The 20504-nt window shown below is 63.0% G+C and carries 21 protein-coding genes; 16 read left to right on the top strand and 5 right to left on the bottom strand.

Annotated features, from left to right (window positions below; translation table 11 throughout):
* Positions 1–9: 9 nt before the first annotated feature.
* From LB519_RS28335 to fabD, 3 genes are all read right to left on the bottom strand, one after another.
* Positions 10–246 carry an acyl carrier protein gene (locus LB519_RS28335; RefSeq protein WP_006203723.1) on the bottom strand — a complete coding sequence of 79 codons (237 nt, stop codon included), beginning with the start codon at positions 244–246 and terminating at the stop codon, positions 10–12.
* A gap of 211 nt (positions 247–457) precedes the next feature.
* Positions 458–1195, bottom strand: coding sequence for a 3-oxoacyl-[acyl-carrier-protein] reductase (gene fabG / locus LB519_RS28340; protein ID WP_063171792.1), 738 nt, complete (start codon positions 1193–1195; stop codon positions 458–460).
* Positions 1196–1255: 60 nt separating this feature from the next.
* Positions 1256–2197 (bottom strand): ACP S-malonyltransferase, encoded by a 942-nt coding sequence (gene fabD, locus LB519_RS28345; protein ID WP_224621685.1) that lies wholly within the window; start codon positions 2195–2197, stop codon positions 1256–1258.
* A 253-nt stretch (positions 2198–2450) separates the two neighbouring features.
* Here fabD and LB519_RS28350 point away from each other — a divergent pair, with 253 nt between their 5' ends.
* On the top strand, positions 2451–4406 hold the full coding sequence (locus tag LB519_RS28350; protein ID WP_013532518.1) for an LTA synthase family protein: 1956 nt from the start codon (positions 2451–2453) through the stop codon (positions 4404–4406).
* Between the two features lie 47 nt (positions 4407–4453).
* Here the strand turns inward: LB519_RS28350 and LB519_RS28355 are convergent, their stop codons facing one another.
* Positions 4454–6115, bottom strand: a complete 1662-nt coding sequence (locus LB519_RS28355; RefSeq protein ID WP_224621686.1) for a pilus assembly protein — start codon at positions 6113–6115, stop codon at positions 4454–4456.
* A gap of 447 nt (positions 6116–6562) precedes the next feature.
* Between LB519_RS28355 and rpsF the strand changes: the two genes are divergently transcribed.
* The 14 genes from rpsF (at position 6563) to LB519_RS28425 (ending at position 18672) form a co-directional block, all read left to right on the top strand.
* A complete protein-coding gene (rpsF, locus tag LB519_RS28360; protein ID WP_013532520.1) occupies positions 6563–7063 on the top strand; it encodes a 30S ribosomal protein S6 in 501 nt (166 codons plus the stop codon).
* Positions 7063–7311, top strand: coding sequence for a 30S ribosomal protein S18 (gene rpsR / locus LB519_RS28365; protein ID WP_006203718.1), 249 nt, complete (start codon positions 7063–7065; stop codon positions 7309–7311). The genes rpsF and rpsR overlap by 1 nt, the downstream gene beginning before the upstream one ends.
* Positions 7312–7529: 218 nt before the next feature.
* Complete coding sequence (rplI, locus tag LB519_RS28370; protein WP_013532521.1) at positions 7530–8114, top strand: 50S ribosomal protein L9; 585 nt, start codon at positions 7530–7532, stop codon at positions 8112–8114.
* Between the two features lie 300 nt (positions 8115–8414).
* A complete protein-coding gene (locus LB519_RS28375; protein ID WP_024504321.1) occupies positions 8415–9719 on the top strand; it encodes an SAM-dependent methyltransferase in 1305 nt (434 codons plus the stop codon).
* Between the two features lie 67 nt (positions 9720–9786).
* Complete coding sequence (locus LB519_RS28380; protein ID WP_224621687.1) at positions 9787–10110, top strand: YnfA family protein; 324 nt, start codon at positions 9787–9789, stop codon at positions 10108–10110.
* Position 10111: 1 nt separating this feature from the next.
* Positions 10112–11089, top strand: coding sequence for a small ribosomal subunit Rsm22 family protein (locus LB519_RS28385; protein WP_224621688.1), 978 nt, complete (start codon positions 10112–10114; stop codon positions 11087–11089).
* A gap of 220 nt (positions 11090–11309) precedes the next feature.
* Complete coding sequence (locus tag LB519_RS28390; RefSeq protein WP_013532525.1) at positions 11310–12800, top strand: replicative DNA helicase; 1491 nt, start codon at positions 11310–11312, stop codon at positions 12798–12800.
* Positions 12801–12876: 76 nt separating this feature from the next.
* Positions 12877–13023: a hypothetical protein gene (locus LB519_RS28395; protein ID WP_224621689.1), complete on the top strand. Its 147-nt coding sequence runs from the start codon at positions 12877–12879 to the stop codon at positions 13021–13023.
* Positions 13023–14426 carry a DNA repair protein RadA gene (radA, locus tag LB519_RS28400; protein WP_064993137.1) on the top strand — a complete coding sequence of 468 codons (1404 nt, stop codon included), beginning with the start codon at positions 13023–13025 and terminating at the stop codon, positions 14424–14426. The genes LB519_RS28395 and radA overlap by 1 nt, the downstream gene beginning before the upstream one ends.
* A 63-nt stretch (positions 14427–14489) precedes the next feature.
* Entirely contained in the window at positions 14490–15158 is a 669-nt protein-coding gene (locus tag LB519_RS28405; RefSeq protein WP_063171789.1) for a CvpA family protein, read from the top strand.
* 105 nt (positions 15159–15263) lie between these two features.
* A complete protein-coding gene (purF, locus tag LB519_RS28410; protein ID WP_013532528.1) occupies positions 15264–16733 on the top strand; it encodes an amidophosphoribosyltransferase in 1470 nt (489 codons plus the stop codon).
* A 43-nt stretch (positions 16734–16776) separates the two neighbouring features.
* Positions 16777–17517 (top strand): SDR family NAD(P)-dependent oxidoreductase, encoded by a 741-nt coding sequence (locus LB519_RS28415; RefSeq protein WP_013532529.1) that lies wholly within the window; start codon positions 16777–16779, stop codon positions 17515–17517.
* 135 nt (positions 17518–17652) lie between these two features.
* The gene (locus LB519_RS28420; RefSeq protein ID WP_224621690.1) at positions 17653–18282 is read left to right on the top strand and encodes a hypothetical protein; all 630 of its coding nucleotides are present in this window, start codon (positions 17653–17655) and stop codon (positions 18280–18282) included.
* 168 nt (positions 18283–18450) lie between these two features.
* Entirely contained in the window at positions 18451–18672 is a 222-nt protein-coding gene (locus tag LB519_RS28425; RefSeq protein WP_013532531.1) for a hypothetical protein, read from the top strand.
* A gap of 3 nt (positions 18673–18675) precedes the next feature.
* Here the strand turns inward: LB519_RS28425 and LB519_RS28430 are convergent, their stop codons facing one another.
* Positions 18676–19182: an OsmC family protein gene (locus tag LB519_RS28430; RefSeq protein WP_224621691.1), complete on the bottom strand. Its 507-nt coding sequence runs from the start codon at positions 19180–19182 to the stop codon at positions 18676–18678.
* A 201-nt stretch (positions 19183–19383) separates the two neighbouring features.
* On the opposite strand from LB519_RS28430, the gene aguA reads away from it, so the two are divergent.
* The gene (gene aguA / locus LB519_RS28435; protein ID WP_013532533.1) at positions 19384–20490 is read left to right on the top strand and encodes an agmatine deiminase; all 1107 of its coding nucleotides are present in this window, start codon (positions 19384–19386) and stop codon (positions 20488–20490) included.
* The last annotated feature ends 14 nt before the right edge of the window (positions 20491–20504 follow it).

The raw sequence follows: 20504 nt of genomic DNA on the forward strand, positions 1-20504 counted from the left end.
CAGAAAGCGTCAGGCCGAAGCCTTGTCGATGTACTTCACGGCATCGCCGACGGTCAGGATGGTCTCGGCCGCGTCGTCGGGGATCTCGACGCCGAATTCTTCTTCGAACGCCATGACGAGTTCGACCGTGTCGAGGCTGTCGGCGCCCAGATCATCGATGAAGCTCGCCTGCTCCGTCACTTTGTCGGCATCGACGCCAAGGTGCTCGATGACGATCTTCTTGACGCGCTCTGCGGTGTCACTCATTTGGGCATCCTCGTCTTTTGTTTGTCTGTCTTCGTTAGCGGGCAGAATGCCGCTAATCAAGCTGAAAGATGGTCCTGCCGGAAACGCAACGACTACGGACCGATTTTTGCCCGAACCGCCGGGTTGCGGGCCGCATTACACGAAAAATAGCTGAGGTCCAAGCCGAAATGGTCTCTTTACACAACCCGCCGGCGTTGCTGCAGAACCTCGTTCAAATCATAGCCATGCCGCCATTTACGTGGATGGTCTGGCCGGTGACGTAGGCGGCTTCGTTGGAGGCGAGATAAGCGACGGCGGACGCGACTTCGACGCTGGTGCCCATGCGCCGCGTCGGGATCGCCGCCATGATCGCCTCTTTCTGCTTGTCGTTGAGCTTGTCGGTCATTGCCGATTCGATGAAGCCTGGTGCAACGCAGTTAACAGTGATGTTGCGGGTGGCGATCTCCTGCGCCAGCGACTTGGAGAAGCCGATCATGCCGGCCTTGGAGGCGCAGTAATTGGTCTGGCCGGGGTTGCCGGTCACGCCGACCACCGAGGTGATGTTGATGATGCGGCCATGGCGGCGGCGCATCATCGGATGGGTGAGTTCGCGGGTGAGCCGGAAAACGGCGGTCAGATTGACCTCGATCACGCTGTCCCAATCGGCATCCGACATGCGCACGAACAGCCCGTCCTTGGTGATGCCGGCGTTGTTGACCAGGATGTCGACGCCTTCGAGATCGGCCTCGGCTTTCTGGCCGAGCGCCTTGACCTCGTCACGGTTGGACAAATTGGCCGGGAACAGCTTGACCCGGTCGCCAAGCTCGCTAGCCAGCGCGTCCAATTTCTCGATGCGGGTGCCATGCAGGCCGACGATCGCGCCTTGCGCATGCAGCATCCGGGCGATCGCCTCGCCGATGCCTCCCGATGCGCCGGTGACGAGCGCCTTGCGGCCAGTCAATTCGAACATTTTTGTCTCCTGATTGAGAAGAGAACACCCCTTTTGCAGGGAATGGGATCAAATGGGGCTTTATGCAAGCGCTGCTAGCGTTGCCTCGACCTCAGCCGCCGAGCCGACCGACGCAGTGGCGATGTCGCGGTTGATGCGCCGCGCCAATCCCGAAAGCACCTTGCCGGCGCCAATCTCGTAAAGCGTGGTGACGCCATTTGCGCCGAACCACTCCACGGTCTCGCGCCAACGTACGCGGCCGGTTATCTGCTCGACCAGGCGGCGGGCGATCTCGTCCGGATCGCTGGTCGGGCTGACCGTGACATTGGAGAGGACGGGAACGACCGGCGCATTCTTTGTCACACCGGCGAGTGCGTCGCGCATGACGTTCGCGGCCGGCGCCATCAGCGCCGAATGGAAGGGCGCGGACACCTGCAGCATCAGTGCGCGCTTGGCGCCTTTCTCAGTGCACAGTTTCGCCGCCAGTTCGACCGCGGCCCTGGCGCCGGAAATGACCAGTTGGCCGCCGCCATTGTCGTTGGCGATCTGGCAGACGGAGCCTTTGGCGGCTTCCGCGCAAGCGGCTTCGACATCGGCCTGTTCCAATCCGATGATCGCCGCCATGGCGCCCTCGCCGGCCGGCACCGCCGCCTGCATGGCATTGCCGCGGATGCGCAGCAGCCTGGCGGCATCGGCAACCGAAACGAAGCCAGCAGCCGCGAGCGCCGAATATTCGCCCAGCGAATGACCGGCGACATAGGCGATCTTGCCTTTCAGCGAGAAGCCGCGCGATTCCAGCGCCCGGATCGCGGCCAGCGACACCGCCATCAGCGCCGGCTGCGCGTTGGCGGTCAGCATCAACGTCTCTTCCGGCCCTTCCCAGATCAGCTTCGACAGGTTTTCGCCGAGCGCGTCGTCGACTTCCTGGAAAATTCTGCGCGCCTCGGGAAAAGCCTCGGCGAGATCCTTGCCCATGCCGACTGCCTGGCTGCCTTGTCCAGGAAAGGTGAATGCAACGGCCATGCGCGGGCTCCCAAGGGCTGGTTTTGCTTGCCTGATAGACGAGTTTTTCTTGCCTGTGACGCAAGGCAGGCCGCCAAGTCAAGCCCGGTTCGACCCTGCTCGACGGCAGCTTCATCCGCCGAGTGCCTGTTCCGAAAGGCTTTTTGGCGATCACTCCTGATGAAAACCGCTCACGATTCGTTTGCTGGCTCTTCTTATTTTGGCCACAGGCGCTAGCTTTGCGTGACAATTCCATGACAATCGAGTGACGTGCTTGTCGCTGGGTGGGGAAGTTAAAGTGGCAAAGAGTTACAAACGCGCCGGCAAGGCCGCGCCACAGTTCCTGGAAGACGACCCCTCCACCGGCTATCTGCCGGGCAGGAGATGGCCGGTCGTGCGCTATGGGCTGATCAGCCTGGCGATCGCCGCCGTCCTGGTGTTTGCCATCGAACTGATCGTGCGCGGCGACTTTGCCGGCACGGTCTCCTTCTTCCTGCAGCCGCTCAAGCCGGGCTGGACCACCATCGTCGTGTTCGCGCTGATCCTGATCGGCCTCGATGCGGTGCTGGGCCGCAGCCATCAGAGCCTGATGATCGTCGCGCCGCTGACGCTATCGCTTGCCTTCGTCGGCCACCAGAAGTCGCATTATCTCGGCGATCCGCTCTATCCGACCGATTTCCTCTATGCCCGCCAGATCTTCGCGCTGTTGCCGCTTTTGGTGCGCGACCGGCCGATGACCGCGCTCGCCATGGTCGTCGGCATCGTCGCCGGCCTGTCGCTGCTCGTCTATGGCTGGCGGATGTGGCGCCGCAAGGTTCCCGCACTCAGCCGCAAGGGACGCCTTGCGCGGCTGACGCTGGCAGTGCCGCTGCTCGCCTTCTTCGTTTCGATCATGGACTATGCCACCTTCTCCTGGACCAGGGACCGGTTGCAGATCATCCCGATCATGTGGGACCAGAAGGAAAACTATGCCTCCAACGGTTTTGCGCTGGCCTTTGCGCTCAATGTGCCGATGGCGCATGTCTCTGCGCCGCCGGGCTATTCCGACAAGGCGATCGCGGCGATCGCCAGGCCCGATGTGACCGCCTCGGTGCCGGCCGAGAAGCCTGACATCATCATCGTCATGAGCGAGTCCTTCTGGGACCCGACCAAGCTGCCCGGCGTCACCATCACGCCCGATCCGATCCCCAATGTGCGGGCGCTGCGCTCCGGCTCGATGTTCTCGCCGGAGTTCGGCGGCATGACCGCCAATATCGAGTTCGAGGCGCTGACCGGCTTCTCCAACGCGTTCCTGCCGGCCGGCAGCATCCCCTACCAGCAATATGTGCGCACGCCGACGCCGTCGCTGGCAACCTTCCTCAAGAGCCAGGGTTATCGGGCGCGCGCCATCCATCCGGGCACCAACTGGTTCTGGAACCGTGGCGCGGTCTACGCCGATTTCGGCTTCAACGATTTCAAGTCGGAAGAGACGCTGCCGCCAATGCAAAAGCGCGGGCCACTGGCATCGGATGCCGCGATGACCGACGAGATCATCAGCGAGGCCGACGCCAGCGAAGAGCCGGTGTTCTTCTTTGCGGTCAGCCTGCAAAACCACGGTCCCTACGAACCGAACCGCTATTACAGTCCCACGCACAGGGTGCAGGCGCCGATCAGCCAGTGGGCGCGCGAATCGCTGCTCAGCTACGCCGAAGGCTCAGCCGATGCCGATCGCGGTCTCGAACGCCTCGTCGAATGGGCAAAGACACGCTCCCGCCCAACCGTAATCGCCTTCTTCGGCGACCATCTGCCGCCGCTCGGGCCGGTTTATGTCGAAACCGGCTTCCTGAAGGACAATGTCGCGCCGCGCAAGGAAGCGTCGCCCGAGGCTGCCCTCGAGCATCATGAGACGCCGCTGGTCATCTGGTCGAACCGCACCGGGCCGGCTGAGCACATGGGCGCCGTCAGCCCGGCCTTCCTGCCTTATCATATCCTGAAGACGGCCGGCATCAGCCATCCCTACTACACCGGCTTCCTGGGCGAGATGAGCGAACACTACCGTGTCGTCGACCGCAATTTGCTGCTGACGCCGGCTGGCGAGGCCACGCCCGATTGGGCGCGGCAGAAGGAGATCGATCCGGCGATCCGCGATTTCCGCCTGCTGCAGTACGATATGATGTTCGGCAAACGCCACGCGGCGCCCGACTTCTTCCCCGAAACGGTCGACAAGATTGTCGCCGCCCATACGAGTTGAGGCCAGCGATTTCCTCGGAGCCTGCTGGTCCGTCTCGGTTCGCGTGTTCAGTTGGTCAATTGCAACTTCGTGAAATTGTTGGCGATCTGAAGGAACACGTTCGGCAGTTTGGTCGGATCGTTGACGGCATAATAGTTGCTCGGATCCGAGGCGCAGGCGCTGTAAAGCGCACGGTTGGCTGCGGTGTCGGATTGCAGCACCATGGTGTAGATCTGCACGCCCTCGTTCTTCAATTGCGTGCAAACGTTTTTGGTCCAGCCGTCGACATTGCGCGCAGCGGTCGTCTGGTTGTCCGATCCGAAGCGGCCGCCAGCCAGATAGCCATAGGATGTGTAATCCGACTTTGTCGATTCTTGTTCGCTGGCGCCATAGACGACGTTCTCGCCGTCGGTGAGCAACAGCACGATCTTGCTGATCCCAGGCGTCTTCCACGGCGCTCCGTCGGTGTAGGGCGCGGCAGGCGACAGCACACGCATACCCCATGACAGGCCCTCGGAGACATTGGTACCCGAGCCATTCCACTCGGTCATCTGACTGGCCGCCTTGCGGAGCTTGTCGAAGTCGTCGGTCAGGGGGACCACCGGGGTCGGACACGCACGGTTCGGGCCGACAGTGATGGGAGAGCCGATCTCGGTGATGAGTTCCTTGGCGGGCGCAACATATTTGGCGATCTTTTCCCTGGCATCCCTGTCATCGGGCGACAGAAGTTCGATGAGATTGCCGAGCAGGTTGCTGAGATCGATGCCCAGAATGTTGATGCCCGACTGGGCAAGCCTGGTTTTGTCGCTGACATCGTTGAGATAGGAGTTGTTGTAGTATTTATCCGAATTGCCATAGGAGCCAGACGGCTTCTGGGCGTCTTCGGGATCATCCGGCGCAAAGTAGGGCACGAACAGCGTGTCGGGCTTGGCCGGGTCGGGTGGCGTGTCGGAGATATTGTAAGCGCCTGGCCGCGCCTCGACGCAACCTTTCCATCCGGTGCCATTCCATCCGGCATCGGCCCATCCGGTCTTCTTGAGCTGTTTGAAAAGCGCCATGTGGTTCGGCCGCTTGGCGTCGATGACGGGAAAATTGACGCCGTTGGTTGAGGACTTGCCGTCCATGTCGATCCAGGACGGGTCGAAGCCGTCGCCATTGACGTTGACGGCCGTCACGAAAGGAACCAGCGAGGCGCGGATCTTGCGCGTTGGCGATTTCGCCGCTTCGAGCGTGTCGAGCAACGATTTTGTCGCCGTCCTCAGCGCCGTCATCCGCGCGCCGGCCATCGAGCCGGTGTTGTCCAGCACCAGCACGACTTCGAGCTGGTTGTTCGATTCGACCGCCGAGGCATCGACCACGATGTGCTTGCTGTCGCCGAACAGGAAGGCGAAGTTGAGATGGACGTCCGCCGAGGCAACCGCCTTGGTCTTGACGAAGTTGACGCCCTTGTCGACAGTCAACGTCGCCTGCGCATTGTCGAGCTCGCCATGACCGACGATGTTGGCCTGGAAATAGCGGTTGAAAGCGTCATTGCGGGTGATGTCGAGATCGCCAAGGTGCGAAGAAGCAAGGTTTGCCGAATCGAGAGCGTTCTGCAAATTGCTCTTGGCCCGCATAAGGGTCGAGACATCGGTTGCGAAAGCGACTGCCGTCAGGATGACCGGCAAACCCAGTCCCAGCACAAGCGTGAAATTGCCGCTCTTCGAGCGCCAGAATTTGTTGAGAAGCATCCTTACCCCCGGAAATGCTTGCCGCTTTTGCGCGGTTGTCCGGGCTTTTGCGCCTTCCATGATGAATCGACCGTTGACGGCCAGGCTTCAACTCCACACAACCTGCTGGTGTGGTTAAGACGTGGTTGAAACCACGACTCCGGCCGTTGCTGCTCCCGATCGTCGCCTGCGACACACGGGAATGCCGCTTGCCCTTGCTTTGCGGCCGGATTGCTGTATAGACGCCCGCAATCTGCCGGTCCTTGCTGGGGGCTGAACGGAGGGCCGGAGGTTTTCAGAACCTTCGTGTGAAGCCGGAAGTGCTTCCGCCTCCCGTGTCTCCGCTCTCGACCGTCTCGTCATGCTCCTTTCTTCCCCCTGCCCCTTCGAGGGTTTGCGGGTCAGAGAAGTTGCAGAGGCTTTTGCCGCCGGGAACCGGGAGAGAAACGAAGAAAGGCATAAGACATAATGGCTCTTTACGAACATGTGTTTCTTGCCCGGCAGGACCTCTCGCAGCAGCAGGTCGATGCGCTTGTCGAACAGTACAAGGGTGTCATCTCCGCAAATGGCGGGTCCGTCGGCCGGGTCGAGAACTGGGGACTGAAGTCCCTCACCTACCGGGTCAACAAGAACCGGAAGGCTTACTACACGCTGATGGACCTGAATTGCCCGGCGGCCGCGCTCAACGAGATGGAGCGCCAGATGGGCCTGTCCGAAGACGTGCTGCGTTTCCTGACCATCAAGGTCGAGGCGCATGAGGAAGGCCCGTCGGCCATGATGCAGAAGCGCGAAGAGCGCTCGGAACGCGGCGGCTTCGGCGACCGTGACCGTGGCGATCGTGGTCCGCGTTCGTTCGGCGATCGTGATCGCGGCGACCGTGGCGATCGTCCGCCGCGCTCGTTCGGCGACGCCGGTGCCGATCGTGGTCCGCGCCGTCCGCGCGAAGGCTTTGAAGGGGGTGCAGAATAATGGTCGACATCAATCAGATCCCGACCCGGCGCCCGTTCCATCGCCGCCGCAAGACCTGCCCGTTCTCCGGCGCCAACGCGCCCAAGATCGACTACAAGGACGTGCGTCTGCTGCAGCGCTACATTTCCGAGCGTGGCAAGATCGTGCCGTCGCGCATCACCGCCGTCAGCCAGAAGAAGCAGCGCGAACTCGCCAAGGCGATCAAGCGCGCCCGCTTCCTCGGCCTGCTGCCCTACGTGGTTCGCTAATATCTCAAATGCGGGCGGTTCGCCGCCCGCTCTTCTCCCACGGCGACGGGCGCCGCAGGGTTGAACATCAAATCCCGGGTTGAGGTCAAAACCTCTAACTGCCGCACAGGCAGGACAGCGACACCAGCGCCAAAGGCGCTCAAGCTTCCTGACCTGTTCCCAAGACATTCGGCGCCGATCTCATCGATCGATTGGCGTCCAACCAAAGGAACAAATCCATGGACGTCATTCTTCTCGAACGCGTTTCCCGCCTCGGCCAGATGGGCGATACCGTCAAGGTCAAGGACGGCTTCGCCCGTAACTTCCTGCTGCCGCAGGGCAAGGCGCTGCGCGCCAACGAAGCCAACAAGAAGAAGTTCGAAGGCCAGCGCGCCCAGCTTGAAGCCCGCAACCTCGAGCGCAAGTCGGAAGCGGCCCAGGTCGCTGAAAAGCTCGACGGCAAGAGCTTCATCGCCGTTCGCTCCGCCGGCGAAACCGGTCAGCTTTACGGTTCCGTTTCGACCCGCGACATCGCCGATCTGCTGACGGCGGAAGGTTTTTCGATCAACCGCAACCAGATCCTGCTCAACCAGCCGATCAAGACCATCGGTGTCACCAATGTGGCGATCGCGCTGCATCCGGAAGTCGAGGTCACCGTCACGCTCAACATCGCCCGCACGGCCGACGAAGCCGAGCGCCAGGCCAAGGGCGAGACGCTGACCACCGCCGAAGCCATCTATGGCGACGACATCAACGACAACGCCCGGCCGGAGAACTTCTTCGATCCGAACACCGAGTTCGAAGGCGACGAAGACAACGCCTGATCACACGTCGCAAGCGATTGGAGCCATGGGCTGATCACGACTTGACGCCAAGCTCCGATCACTTTGCCGTCATCCAGCCATGCTGGACCAATGCCCGGGCCTCGCGCCCGGGCATTTTTGTGCCAAATGGAACTTTTCGAACCCCTATATATTGTTGCAGACTATGGCGTCGCGCGTCCTTTGGCCGCGCAAAGCACGCTGTGCAACTTTGGTTCGGCGCAAGATCTCCGGCGAAATCGATCCCGATTTTCGCGGTCACGCGCCAAGGCAGCCTGTCTGGCCGAGAGGGGACATTTGGTCATGAATATTCTGTTGAAGCGCGTTCTCGACCGCTTGGTGCGCACCGGCAATCTTAGGGTAACCGGCCCCAAGGGCACGGCGGTGGTTTTCGGCGACGGCAGCGGCGAACCGGTGCACATGCACATCAAGACCGCGCATGCCGAGCGCGCCATCACCTTCGATCCGATGCTGGCGGTGCCTGAAGCCTACATGGACGGCGAACTCGACATTCTCGAGGGCGGCGTGCTGGGCGTGATGCGCATCGCCTTCCAGAACATGGGCAGCGGCGGCATCGACGCCACCTGGTCGAAGGCCATCGAAGGCCTGCGCCACGCCTTCCGCCGGCTGCAGCAGATCAACACCGCCTCGCGCTCGCGGCGCAACGTGCAGCGCCACTACGATCTGTCGGGCGATCTCTACCGACTCTTCCTCGACGAGGACATGCAATATTCCTGCGCCTATTTCGAGCAGCCGGACATGACGCTCGACGAGGCGCAGGCCGCCAAGAAACGCCACATCGCCGCCAAGCTCCGGCTGAAGGCCGGCCAGACGGTGCTCGACATCGGCTCCGGCTGGGGCGGGCTTGGCCTCTATCTCGCCAAGGCGTTCGACGTCGACGTGCAAGGCGTCACGCTGTCGACCGAGCAGCATGGCGTCGCCACCGACCGGGCGCATGCGCAAGGGCTGGAAAGCCGCGTGCATTTCGAGCTGAAGGACTACCGCGAACTCAATGAGCGTTTCGATCGCATCGTCTCGGTCGGTATGTTCGAGCATGTCGGCGTCAACCACTATCGCACCTTCTTCGACAAGAGCGCGACGCTGCTCAAGCCGGATGGCGTCATGCTGTTGCACACGATCGGCCGTTCCGGCGTGCCGTGGGCGACCAGCGCCTTCATCCGCAAATACATCTTCCCGGGCGGCTACATCCCGTCGCTGTCGGAAGTGATGCCTGCGATCGAGAAGTCGGGCCTGGTCGTCACCGACGTCGAGATCCTGCGGCTCCACTATGCCGACACGCTGAAGCACTGGGGCGAGCGCTTCGCCGCCAATCGCGACAAGGCCAAGGCGATCTATGACGAGCGCTTCTGCCGCATGTGGGAATTCTATCTGGCGGCCTCGGAAGCCGCATTCCGCTGGCAGGATCTGGTGATCTTCCAGATCCAGATCGCCAAGAAGAACGATACGCTGCCGATGACACGCGACTACATGGCCAAGTGTGAAAAGGCGCTCGAGATGCGCGATATGGGGCATCGTGAAACGGCTCCCGTCAAAAAGAGCCCGGCCGCCAAGCCGGCTCGCCGCCGCAAGGTTGCCGACCAGGAATAGCATTGCCGCTTGCCATTGTCGGCGCCTGCACTGAAAAAGGTCCCGTGACCGTCGCGGGACCTTTTTCATGACCTTTGTCCTCTATGCCGCCGCCGCTCTGGCCGAGATCGCCGGCTGCTTTTCATTCTGGGCCTGGTGGCGGCTGGAGAAGTCGCCGCTTTGGCTTCTTCCCGGCCTCGCCTCGCTTGCCCTGTTCGGCTTCCTGCTGGCGCTGGTCCACACGTCAGCCGCCGGTCGCGCCTACGCCGCCTATGGCGGCATCTACATCGTGGCGTCGCTTGGCTGGCTGTGGCTGGTTGAAGGCGTTCGCCCCGACCGCTGGGATCTTGCCGGTGCCGCGCTCTGCATTGCCGGTGCTTCGGTGATCCTTCTCATCCCGCGGGGCGCTTGAGATGGAGTTGCCTGCCTCCCTTCGCCAAGGTGTCGAGCGTCTGCTCGAAAACGTTCCGCTGGCGGTACTCAAGCAAGCGGCAAAGACGCTGTCCGACCGCTACCGCGCCGAGTTGCGCGACGGCCGTCTGCACATGGCCGAGGATCTGGCGGTGAAGGCCTATCTGGCGACGCGGCTGCCGGCGACCTATGCCGCGATCCGTGCCAGCCTCGACGCGCTGAGCGACGCCAAGCCTGCCTTTCAGCCCAGGACCTTGCTCGATGTCGGCGCCGGCCCTGGCACGGTGCTTTGGGCCGCGACCGATCTGTGGCCCGATCTCGAACAGGCGGTGTTGTTCGAAGCCAGTGCCGCCGTGCGTAAGATCGGCGAGACGCTTGCCGGCAACACTATTGCCGCCCAGACCAGATGGCTGGCCGGTGATGCCACCATCGACCTTGCTGACATCGAGCCGGCCGATCTGGTCACGTGCGCTTATGTGCTCGATGAAATCGCGCCGGCATCGCAGCCGAAACTCATCCACCGGCTCTGGCAACTCACTGGCGACACGCTCCTGATCGTCGAGCCCGGCACCCCCGCCGGCTGGCAGCGCATCCTTGCCGTGCGCCGGCAGCTGATCGAGGCGGGCGCACATGTGCTTGCGCCTTGCGCGCATCAGGCGCCCTGCCCGCTGGTCCAGCCCGACTGGTGCCATTTTTCCCGCCGCGTCGCCCGCTCGCGCCTGCATCGGCTGGCCAAGGATGCCGACGTGCCGTGGGAAGACGAGAAATTCATCTACGTCGCGGCTTCTCGCGACGGCCCCACATCACACCAGGCACGAGTTCTTGCGCCACCGAAATCCGGCTCCGGCAAGGTTCTGCTCAAGCTTTGCCAGGACGACGGCACCGCCACCGAGCGCTTGTTCACCAAGCGCGACGGCGCCGACTTCAAGTTGGCCCGGCGACTGGACTGGGGCGACAGGCTGGACAACATCGCAAAATGAAGAGTGCCATTGTTCTTGCTTTGTTCCGACGAGTCAGATAGAGATCCGCGCCCTGTCGAGTCAACTGGAATCGGGGCACGCGAATACTCTCCTGTGGACGATTGGTTGTTCCTGTGAACAACGGGCATCAAGGTTCTTTGGTTGGGTAGTGATGCAGAAAGGTCAGCACCGACTCATCACGTTCTGATATCGAAAGGCCGGGATTGAAATCGGGGATATCATGGCAGAGGCAGCGCGAAAATTCGGCGTCGCGGAAACACCGCTTTATCGTGAAGCGCCAAACAACATCGAGGCTGAGCAGGCGTTGCTCGGCGCCATCCTCGTCAACAACGACGCCTTCTACCGCGTCTCTGACTTCCTCAAGGCCAGCCATTTCTACGAGCCGCTGCACCGCAAGATCTATGAGGTGGCGTCCGAGTTCATCCGTATGGGCAAGGTGGCGACGCCGATTACGCTGAAAACCTTCCTGCCAGCCGACGAGAAGGTTGGCGACATGACGATGGCGCAATATGTCGTGCGGCTGGCGGTCGAGGCTGTGACCGTCGTCAACGCCACCGACTATGGCCGCGCCATCTATGACCTTGCGACGCGCCGCGCGCTGATCACCGTCGGCGAAGACATGGTCAACATCGCCTATGACGCGCCGGTCGACATGGCACCCGGCGAACAGATCGAGGATGCCGAGCGGCGGCTGTTCGAACTGGCCGAAAACGGCCGCTACGATGGCGGTTTCGAAAGCTTTTCCGATGCGTTGAAGAATGCCGTCGACATGGCCAGCGCGGCCTATATGCGCGATGGCCACCTGTCCGGCATTGCCACCGGCCTGCGCGATCTCGACCATCGCATGGGTGGTCTGCAGCCTTCGGATTTGATCATCATCGCCGGCCGCCCAGGCATGGGCAAGACGTCGCTGGCCACCAACATCGCCTACAACATCGCTGCCGCCTATGAGCCCGCCCAACAGGCCGACGGCTCCGTCAAGGCGGCCAATGGCGGCGTCGTCGGCTTCTTCTCGCTTGAAATGTCGTCGGAGCAGCTGGCCACCCGCATCATCTCCGAGCAGACCGAGATTCCATCGTCGAAAATCCGGCGCGGCGATTTGACGGAAGCCGATTTCGGCAAGCTTGTCGCCTACACGCAGGAGAACCACAAGCGCCCGCTCTACATCGACCAGACGGGTGGTATCTCGATCGCCCAGCTCGCGGCGCGCGCCCGCCGCCTCAAGCGCCAGCGCGGGCTGGACCTGATGGTCATCGACTATATCCAGCTGATGCAGGGTTCATCTGCCAAGGCGTCGCAGAACCGCGTCCAGGAAATCACCGAGATCACCACCGGACTGAAGGCGCTCGGCAAGGAGTTGGGCGTGCCGATCATCGCGCTCTCACAGCTCTCGCGTCAGGTCGAAAGCCGCGACGACAAACATCCGCAGCTGTCCGACCTGCGCGAATCGGGCTCGATCGAGCAGGACGCCGACGTCGTGCTGTTCGTGTACCGCGAGGAATATTACATCAAGAACAAGGAGCCGGAGAAAGGCACGCCCGAGCATCTCGCCTGGGAGACGAAGATGATCGAGGTCCAGGGCAAGGCCGAAGTGATCATAGCCAAGCAGCGCCATGGACCGACCGGCACCGTCAGCCTTGCCTTCCAGGGCGAGTTCACCCGCTTCTCCGACCTCGCCGAGGAGCATCATCTGCCGGAAAGGTTCGAGTGACCTATTGAGACAGGTCCCATTCCTTGGCGCCCCCCTCTGTCCTGCCGGACATCTCCCCCTCAAGGGGGGAGATCGGATGGCATCGACGCTTTCGCCAATTTTTGGCGTTGAAAAGAAGGCGCAAGCGCTGAAGCTGCAAATCTCCCCCCTGGAGGGGGAGATGGCCGGCAGGCCAGAGGGGGGCGCTGCCCCGCCAGCCTGTCACGGCGTGGCTTCCATCTGATGGCCAAGTCGCGCGTCCAATTCATCTGCCAAAGTTGCGGATCGGTGCATCAGCGCTGGGCCGGCAAATGCGATGCCTGCGGCGAGTGGAACACGCTGGTCGAGGAAGGCACGTCCGGCGGCATCGGCTCAGGACCAGCCAACACGCGCAACGCCCGCAAGGGACGCGCCGTGGTGCTGACCACGCTGTCCGGCGATATCGAGGACGCGCCACGCATCATCTCGGGCATTGGCGAACTCGATCGCGCCACCGGCGGCGGTTTCGTGCGCGGCTCGGCGCTGCTGGTCGGCGGCGATCCCGGCATCGGCAAGTCGACGCTGCTCACCCAGGCGGCCGCGGCGCTGGCATCAAAAGGCCACCGCATCGTCTATGTCTCGGGCGAAGAGGCGGTCGCGCAGATCAGGCTGCGGGCACAGCGGCTTGGCGTCGCCACTTCTCCGGTGGAACTGGCTGCGGAGACCAATGTCGAGGACATCCTGGCGACGATCGCCGACGGCAAGCGGCCTGATCTCGTCATCCTGGATTCGATCCAGACGCTGTGGACCGACCTTGCCGATTCGGCACCCGGAACCGTCACCCAGGTGCGCGCTGCCGCCCAGGCGATGATCCGCTATGCGAAATCCACGGGTGCGGCGATCGTACTGGTCGGCCATGTCACCAAGGAAGGCCAGATCGCCGGGCCGCGCGTCGTCGAGCACATGGTTGACGCCGTGCTCTACTTCGAAGGCGAAGGCGGCCACCACTACCGCATCCTGCGCACGGTGAAGAACCGTTTTGGACCGACCGACGAGATCGGCGTCTTCGAAATGTCGGACAAGGGCCTGCGCGAGGTCGCCAATCCGTCCGAGCTTTTTCTTGGCGAACGCCATGCCAAATCGCCGGGGGCGGCGGTTTTCGCCGGCATGGAGGGGACAAGGCCGGTGCTGGTCGAGATCCAGGCACTGGTCGCACCCTCCTCGCTCGGCACGCCGCGCCGCGCCGTCGTCGGCTGGGACGGCGCCCGGCTGTCGATGATCCTGGCGGTTCTCGAAGCCCATTGCGGGGTGCGATTCGGCAGCCATGATGTCTATCTCAATGTCGCCGGCGGCTACCGGATTTCGGAGCCCGCGGCAGATCTCGCAGTGGCGGCCGCCCTGGTTTCCTCGCTCACCGGTCTTGCCCTTCCCGCCGATTGCGTCTATTTCGGCGAAATCAGCCTTTCGGGCGCCGTGAGGCCGGTTGCGCATGCGCAACAGCGCCTCAAGGAAGCCGAAAAGCTGGGTTTTGGAAGCGCGGTTCTGCCCTCGGGCAGCGGGGAACTGGCCGGGGGGATCGGGGCCGGTTCTTTCCAGCCGACCGAGCTTGCCGACCTCGTGGCACGCATAGCCGGCTCACGCCGAAGCCGCGTGGACGAAGAAGACTAGAGCATCGGACCCAGAGCCCGATGTTCGGCGCTATAATGCGGCTCATGGAGTGGGGCGAAAGACATGCCGATTACGCTGCTTGACGGAATTCTCGTCGGCTTCACTCTGGTTTCGGCGATGCTCGCCATGGTTCGCGGCTTCTCGCGCGAAGTCCTGTCCGTCGTCTCCTGGGCAGCGGCGGCAGCGGCGGCGTTCTTCTTCTACAAGCCGGTCGTGCCTTACCTCGCTCCCTACATTGAGAATGAAAAGGTCGCCATGGCGGCCGCCGCCGGCGTGGTTTTCATCATCGCGCTGATCGTCGTCTCGGTCATCACCATGAAGCTCGCCGACTGGATCATCGATTCCCGGATCGGCGCGCTCGATCGTACGCTCGGTTTCCTTTACGGCGCCGCGCGCGGCATCCTGGTCGTTGCCGTCGCCCTGCTGTTCTTCAACTGGCTGGCCGGCGCCAAGGCACCAGCCTGGGTCACCGAGGCCAAATCGCGGCCGCTGCTCGAACAAATCGGCGCCAAGCTCGAAAGCCTGCTGCCCGAGGATCCGGAAAACGCGATCCTCAAGAAGCTCAATCCGAATCAGCCGGCCGCCGAGACGCCAGCTGCTCCGGACGCACCGGCCGCGGATGCTCCGGCGGGCGGCGACGATACCAACGCGCCGGCGCCTGACGACAATGACGCAACACCACCGGCGAACAACGCCCCGGCCGCTCCGGCACCGGCGGCACCGGCAAACTGACGCCGAAAAACGGCGTCAGGATCTGACGATGGTGTGAACGACCGCACGGCCCGCGTTGCTTTCGGCGCGAACCCGCATTATATGGCGATTTTAGCGGAGCTTAAGATGGCAGACGCAGACGACGTGCTTTCCGCCGAGGCCGACGACCATTTCCACGACGAATGCGGTGTGTTCGGCATTTTCGGCCGGCAGGACGCTGCGGCCATCGTTACATTGGGCCTGCATGCGCTGCAGCATCGCGGCCAGGAAGCGGCCGGCATCGTTTCCTATGACGGCAGCCAGTTCCATGTCGAACGCCATGTCGGCCTGATCGGCGACACCTTCACCAAGCAGCGCGTCATCGACAGCCTGCAAGGCAACCGCGCCATTGGCCATACGCGCTACGCCACCACGGGTGGCGCCGGCATGCGCAACATCCAGCCCTTTTTCGCCGAATTGGCCGATGGCGGTTTCGCCGTCGCCCACAACGGCAATCTGACCAACGCCATGACCGTGCAGCGCGCGCTGCAGAAGCAAGGCGCGATCTTCTCCTCCACCTCCGATACCGAGACGCTTTTGCACCTCGTCGCCACCAGCAAGGAGCGCGATTTGAACTCGCGTTTCATCGATGCGGTGCGGCAGGTCGAGGGCGCTTTTTCCCTGGTGGCGATGACGGCCAAGAAGATGATCGGCTGCCGCGATCCGCTCGGCATCCGGCCGCTGGTGCTGGGCGATCTCGACGGCGCCTGGATCCTGGCCTCCGAAACCTGCGCGCTCGACATCATCGGTGCGCGTTTCGTGCGCGACCTGAAGCCCGGCGAGATGGTCGTCGTCACGTCCAAGGGCATCGAGAGCCTGTTCCCCTTCGAGCCGCAGAAGACCCGCTTCTGCATCTTCGAATATGTCTATTTCGCGCGGCCGGATTCCTCGGTCGAAGGCCGCAACGTCTATGAGGTGCGCAAGCGTATCGGCGCCGAGCTGGCGGTCGAAAGCCCGGTCGAGGCCGACATCGTCGTGCCGGTGCCGGATTCGGGCACGCCGGCGGCGATCGGCTTCAGCCAGGCGGCCGGCATTCCCTTCGAGCTCGGCATCATCCGCAATCATTATGTCGGCCGCACCTTCATCCAGCCGGGCGATTCGATCCGCCATATGGGCGTCAAGCTGAAGCACAATGCCAACCGGCGCATGATCGAAGGCAAGCGCGTGGTTCTGGTCGACGACAGCATCGTGCGCGGCACCACCAGCCAGAAGATCGTGCAGATGGTGCGCGACGCCGGCGCCAAGGAGGTGCATATGCGCATCGCCTCACCGCCGACACGCGCCTCCTGCTTCTACGGTGTCGACACGCCGGAGAAATCGAAGCTCCTGGCGTCGCGCATGTCGATCGAGGAGATGGCCGAGTTCATTCGCGTCGATTCGCTTGGCTTCCTCACCATTGACGGGCTCTACCGCGCGGTCGGCGAGGCCAGCCGCGACAACGACCAGCCGCAATTCTGCGATGCCTGCTTCACCGGCCAGTACCCGACCCGCCTGCTCGACTTCGAAGGCCACGACAATGTGCGCACGCTGTCGCTGCTGGCGACAAGCGGGACGTAGGCCGGACCGCCATCAGCGTTAGTCAATTCCCGGAATCCATCGCATGACCCTCGACCTTTCCGGCCGCGTTGCGGTCGTCACCGGCGCCTCGCGCGGCATCGGCTATTTCATTGCCAAGGAATTGGCTGCCGCCGGCGCGCATGTCATTGCGGTGGCTCGTACTGTCGGCGGGCTGGAAGAGCTCGACGACCAGATCAAGGCGGCCGGCGGCCAGGCGACACTGGTGCCGCTCGACCTCGCCGACATGGCCGGCATCGACCGCCTGGGCGGCGCCATCCACGAACGCTGGGGCAAGCTCGACATTCTCGTCGCCAATGCCGGCGTGCTCGGCGTCATCTCGCCGATCGGTCATGTCGAAGCAAAAACCTTCGAGAAGGTGATGACCATCAACGTCACCTCGACCTGGCGGCTGATCCGCTCGGTCGACCCTCTGCTGCGGCTCTCCGATGCTGGCCGCGCGATCATCCTGTCTTCCAACGCCGCGCACTCGGCGCGCGCCTTCTGGGCACCCTACGCGGCATCCAAGGCCGCGGTGGAGACGATGATGCGCTCCTGGGCGCATGAGACGCAGAGCCTGCCGCTCAGGGTGAACGCCGCTGACCCCGGCGCCACCCGCACCGCCATGCGGGCCCAGGCAGTGCCGGGCGAAGATCCCGAGACGTTGCCGCATCCCTCCGAGATCGCCAAACGCATCGTGCCGCTGGCCAGCCCGGACCTGAAAGAGACCGGATTGATCTTCCAGGCCAAGCACAATCGCTTCGTCGCCTATAGGCAGCCGGAATAAAAGTTGAGCCTTTTTTTTGACGCATGTCGGTTTCCCAAAAACCGCTGCGCACTTTTAAGCGACATGCGTAGGGATTAAACAGGCCTCCGGAAACGTTTCTTCGACGTAGTCGAAGCCCAAACCGGAGGAACCACCATGCGCAAACTGCTTCTCGCCACCGCGGCCATCCTGATCGCAGCCGCGGGCGCCGCTTACTCGCAAGATGCCAAGATGAGCTTCTTCGTCACCAGTGTCGGTTCCGGCAAGGGTGCCGACCTCGGCGGCCTCAAGGGCGCCGACGCGCATTGCGCATCGCTGGCGAAAGCCGCCGGTGTCACCGGCAAGAGTTGGGCTGCCTATCTGTCGACCAGCGACACTGACGCCCGCGACCGCATCGGCAAGGGGCCGTGGGTGAACGCCAAGGGCGTCAAGATCGCTGACGACGTCGCCTCATTGCACAGCGATGCCAACGGCATCACCAAGCAGACGGCGCTCAACGAGAAAGGCGAAGTGGTCAACGGCCGCGGCGACACGCCGAACCGCCACGACGTGCTGACCGGCTCCAAGCCTGACGGCACCAAGATCGCCGACCAGACCTGCGGCGACTGGACGATGAGCGGGGCGGAAGGCGCCGCGATGATGGGCCATCACGACCGTACCGGCCTCGACGATTCGGCAGCCGCCAAATCCTGGAATTCCTCGCACGCCTCGCGCGGCGGCTGCAGCCAAGAGGCGCTGAAGGGCACCGGGGGCGATGGCTTGTTCTATTGTTTTGCCACCAACTGAGCCGATTGCGCTTCGAAATCGGGCTGGGAAACCCGCCGTCACATCACGCGGCTGTGATTTGGCGGCGGGAAGCTGTGCGGCGGTCATGCTTTCGTCATTTCCATGGAGTTGGTAGGGTTCCAGCGACTCCCACAACAAGCGCCCAACTGGCAGAACGAGGAAATCCCCATGGCTACGACCGCAGCAGCGTTGGTCTGGTATCTGGTAATCGCGGGTCCGCAAGGCGGCATGGTCGTGCTGCCCAGCACCTTCGACAAGCGCGAACAATGCACCGCCGCCATCACCGAATATCAGAAGCAGCCGACACCGGCCGGCTGGTCGGTGCAATGCGTGCCGAGCGCCTCGCCCTTCACCGACGAGGGTGACGCCGAAGAACCGTCAGCACAGTAGGCGTCAGCGGCGTGCGCTGACCGTCAGTGCCGGCTTTTGGCTGATGGTCTGGAATACCACGCAATAACGCTCGGTCAGCTTCAGCAGCGAGTCTATCCGCTCCTGCGGCTCATCGGTGTCGAGGTTGAAATTGAGCCGGATGGCGCGAAAGCCGACCGGCGCATCCTTGGCGACACCGAGCGTGCCGCGAAAATCGAGATCGCCTTCAGCCTCCACCGTGGCGGCGCCGAGTTTGAACTCGAGCGCCGTCGCCACCGCCTTCAGCGTCACCCCAGCGCAGGCGACCAACGCCTCCAGCAGCATGTCGCCCGAGCAGAGCTCAAGGCCTGAGCCGCCTGTTGCCGGATGCAGGCCGGCGATGGCGAGCGCCCTGCCCGTCTCCACCTTGCAGGCAACCGACTGGTCGTCGATCGAGCCCTTGGCGCGAAGCGTGATCATGGCCTGCGAAGCGTCGTCACGATAGGCCTGCTTCAGCGGCGCCTGCATGGCCTTCAGTTCGGTCGCATCCATCCGCTTTCCCCTTTCGTCGACTGCTTGCGTCACCGGCATGCGCCGTCCGGTCAAGATTTGCGCCGATCACCTTGGGAAGGCAATGCCATTCCGCAACAGGTGCCAGCCGCCTACACCGATATCCCAAATGGGACATTGACGGACAAGGTCCCAAAAACGTCTGATCCGGGCAAGTCATCACTCCATTCCCGGCGGTCCCCGATGCCTCGAACCCTCTCGACAAGGCCGAAACAGGATGGGTTTCGCGCGCCCGGCGAATTCGAACCCAAGTCAGGCTGCTGGATGATCTGGCCGGAGCGGCCGGACACCTGGCGCCTCGGCGCCAAGCCCGCGCAAAAACTGTTCGCCGATGTCGCCGCGGCGATCGCGCAAAGCGAGCCGGTGACGGTGGCGGCTTCTGCTCGCCAGTGGCAGAATGCCCGAGCGCGATTGCCTGGCCATGTGCGTGTCGTGGAGATGTCCACCAATGATTCCTGGCTGCGCGACAGCGGTCCCAACTTCGTCGTCAACGATCAAGGCGACGTGCGTGGCGTCGATTGGATCTTCAACGCCTATGGCGGTTTTGACGGCGGCCTCTATTCGCCATGGGACCTGGATGACCTTGCGGCGCAAAAAGTGCTCGAAATCGAGAACATGGATCGCTACCGCGCACCTCTGATCGCCGAGGGTGGCGGGTTGCAGTGCGACGGTCAGGGCACGCTCATCACGACGGAGCAATGCCTGCTCAACCGAAATCGCAACGCTCATCTCGGCAAGGCCGAGGTGGAGCGCCAGCTTGGCGACTATCTCGGTGTCGACACCGTCATCTGGCTGCCACGCGGCTTTGCCTTCGACGAGACCGACGGCCATGTCGACGACGTCTGCTGCTTCGTGCGCCCCGGCGTGGTCGTGCTGAGCTGGACCGACAATCGGGACGACCCACAATATGAGATCGTGCGCGAAGCCGAGGCGGTGTTGCGTTCGGCTCGTGATGCGAAGGGCCGCGCGCTGGAAGTTCACCGGCTGCCCCACCCCTTGCCGATCGAGATGACGCCGGAAGAAAGCGACAGCGTGGACCGGCTGGATTCGACCTGGGCGCGACCGGCCGGAAACCGGATCGCGGCGAGCTACATCAACTACTATCCGGGCAACAGCGTCGTGGTGGTGCCGCAGTTCGGCTGCGATCTCGATGTGAAGGCCAAGCGGACGCTGGCCGAGCTGTTTCCCGACCACCGAATAGTCGGCATCGAAAACTCGCGAGAGATCCTGCTGGGCGGCGGCAATGTCGCCTGCATCACCTTGCCGGTCTATGCCCCGCAACGACGTTGAGGGACGGAGCATGC

It is taken from the genome of Mesorhizobium sp. AD1-1 (genome assembly GCF_020164655.1).
Taxonomy (GTDB): Bacteria; Pseudomonadota; Alphaproteobacteria; order Rhizobiales; family Rhizobiaceae; genus Mesorhizobium; species Mesorhizobium ciceri.

Excerpts from the sequence above, each read along its gene's own strand:
- LB519_RS28335 (WP_006203723.1), bottom strand. The coding sequence starts at position 246 with ATGAGTGACACCGCAGAGCGCGTCAAGAAGATCGTCATCGAGCACCTT.
- fabG (WP_063171792.1), bottom strand. The coding sequence starts at position 1,195 with ATGTTCGAATTGACTGGCCGCAAGGCGCTCGTCACCGGCGCATCGGGA.
- fabD (WP_224621685.1), bottom strand. The coding sequence starts at position 2,197 with ATGGCCGTTGCATTCACCTTTCCTGGACAAGGCAGCCAGGCAGTCGGC.
- LB519_RS28355 (WP_224621686.1), bottom strand. The coding sequence starts at position 6,115 with ATGCTTCTCAACAAATTCTGGCGCTCGAAGAGCGGCAATTTCACGCTT.
- rpsF (WP_013532520.1), top strand. The coding sequence starts at position 6,563 with ATGGCTCTTTACGAACATGTGTTTCTTGCCCGGCAGGACCTCTCGCAG.
- rpsR (WP_006203718.1), top strand. The coding sequence starts at position 7,063 with ATGGTCGACATCAATCAGATCCCGACCCGGCGCCCGTTCCATCGCCGC.
- rplI (WP_013532521.1), top strand. The coding sequence starts at position 7,530 with ATGGACGTCATTCTTCTCGAACGCGTTTCCCGCCTCGGCCAGATGGGC.
- LB519_RS28375 (WP_024504321.1), top strand. The coding sequence starts at position 8,415 with ATGAATATTCTGTTGAAGCGCGTTCTCGACCGCTTGGTGCGCACCGGC.
- LB519_RS28380 (WP_224621687.1), top strand. The coding sequence starts at position 9,787 with ATGACCTTTGTCCTCTATGCCGCCGCCGCTCTGGCCGAGATCGCCGGC.
- LB519_RS28385 (WP_224621688.1), top strand. The coding sequence starts at position 10,112 with ATGGAGTTGCCTGCCTCCCTTCGCCAAGGTGTCGAGCGTCTGCTCGAA.
- LB519_RS28390 (WP_013532525.1), top strand. The coding sequence starts at position 11,310 with ATGGCAGAGGCAGCGCGAAAATTCGGCGTCGCGGAAACACCGCTTTAT.
- LB519_RS28395 (WP_224621689.1), top strand. The coding sequence starts at position 12,877 with ATGGCATCGACGCTTTCGCCAATTTTTGGCGTTGAAAAGAAGGCGCAA.
- radA (WP_064993137.1), top strand. The coding sequence starts at position 13,023 with ATGGCCAAGTCGCGCGTCCAATTCATCTGCCAAAGTTGCGGATCGGTG.
- LB519_RS28405 (WP_063171789.1), top strand. The coding sequence starts at position 14,490 with ATGCCGATTACGCTGCTTGACGGAATTCTCGTCGGCTTCACTCTGGTT.
- purF (WP_013532528.1), top strand. The coding sequence starts at position 15,264 with ATGGCAGACGCAGACGACGTGCTTTCCGCCGAGGCCGACGACCATTTC.
- LB519_RS28415 (WP_013532529.1), top strand. The coding sequence starts at position 16,777 with ATGACCCTCGACCTTTCCGGCCGCGTTGCGGTCGTCACCGGCGCCTCG.
- LB519_RS28420 (WP_224621690.1), top strand. The coding sequence starts at position 17,653 with ATGCGCAAACTGCTTCTCGCCACCGCGGCCATCCTGATCGCAGCCGCG.
- LB519_RS28425 (WP_013532531.1), top strand. The coding sequence starts at position 18,451 with ATGGCTACGACCGCAGCAGCGTTGGTCTGGTATCTGGTAATCGCGGGT.
- LB519_RS28430 (WP_224621691.1), bottom strand. The coding sequence starts at position 19,182 with ATGGATGCGACCGAACTGAAGGCCATGCAGGCGCCGCTGAAGCAGGCC.
- aguA (WP_013532533.1), top strand. The coding sequence starts at position 19,384 with ATGCCTCGAACCCTCTCGACAAGGCCGAAACAGGATGGGTTTCGCGCG.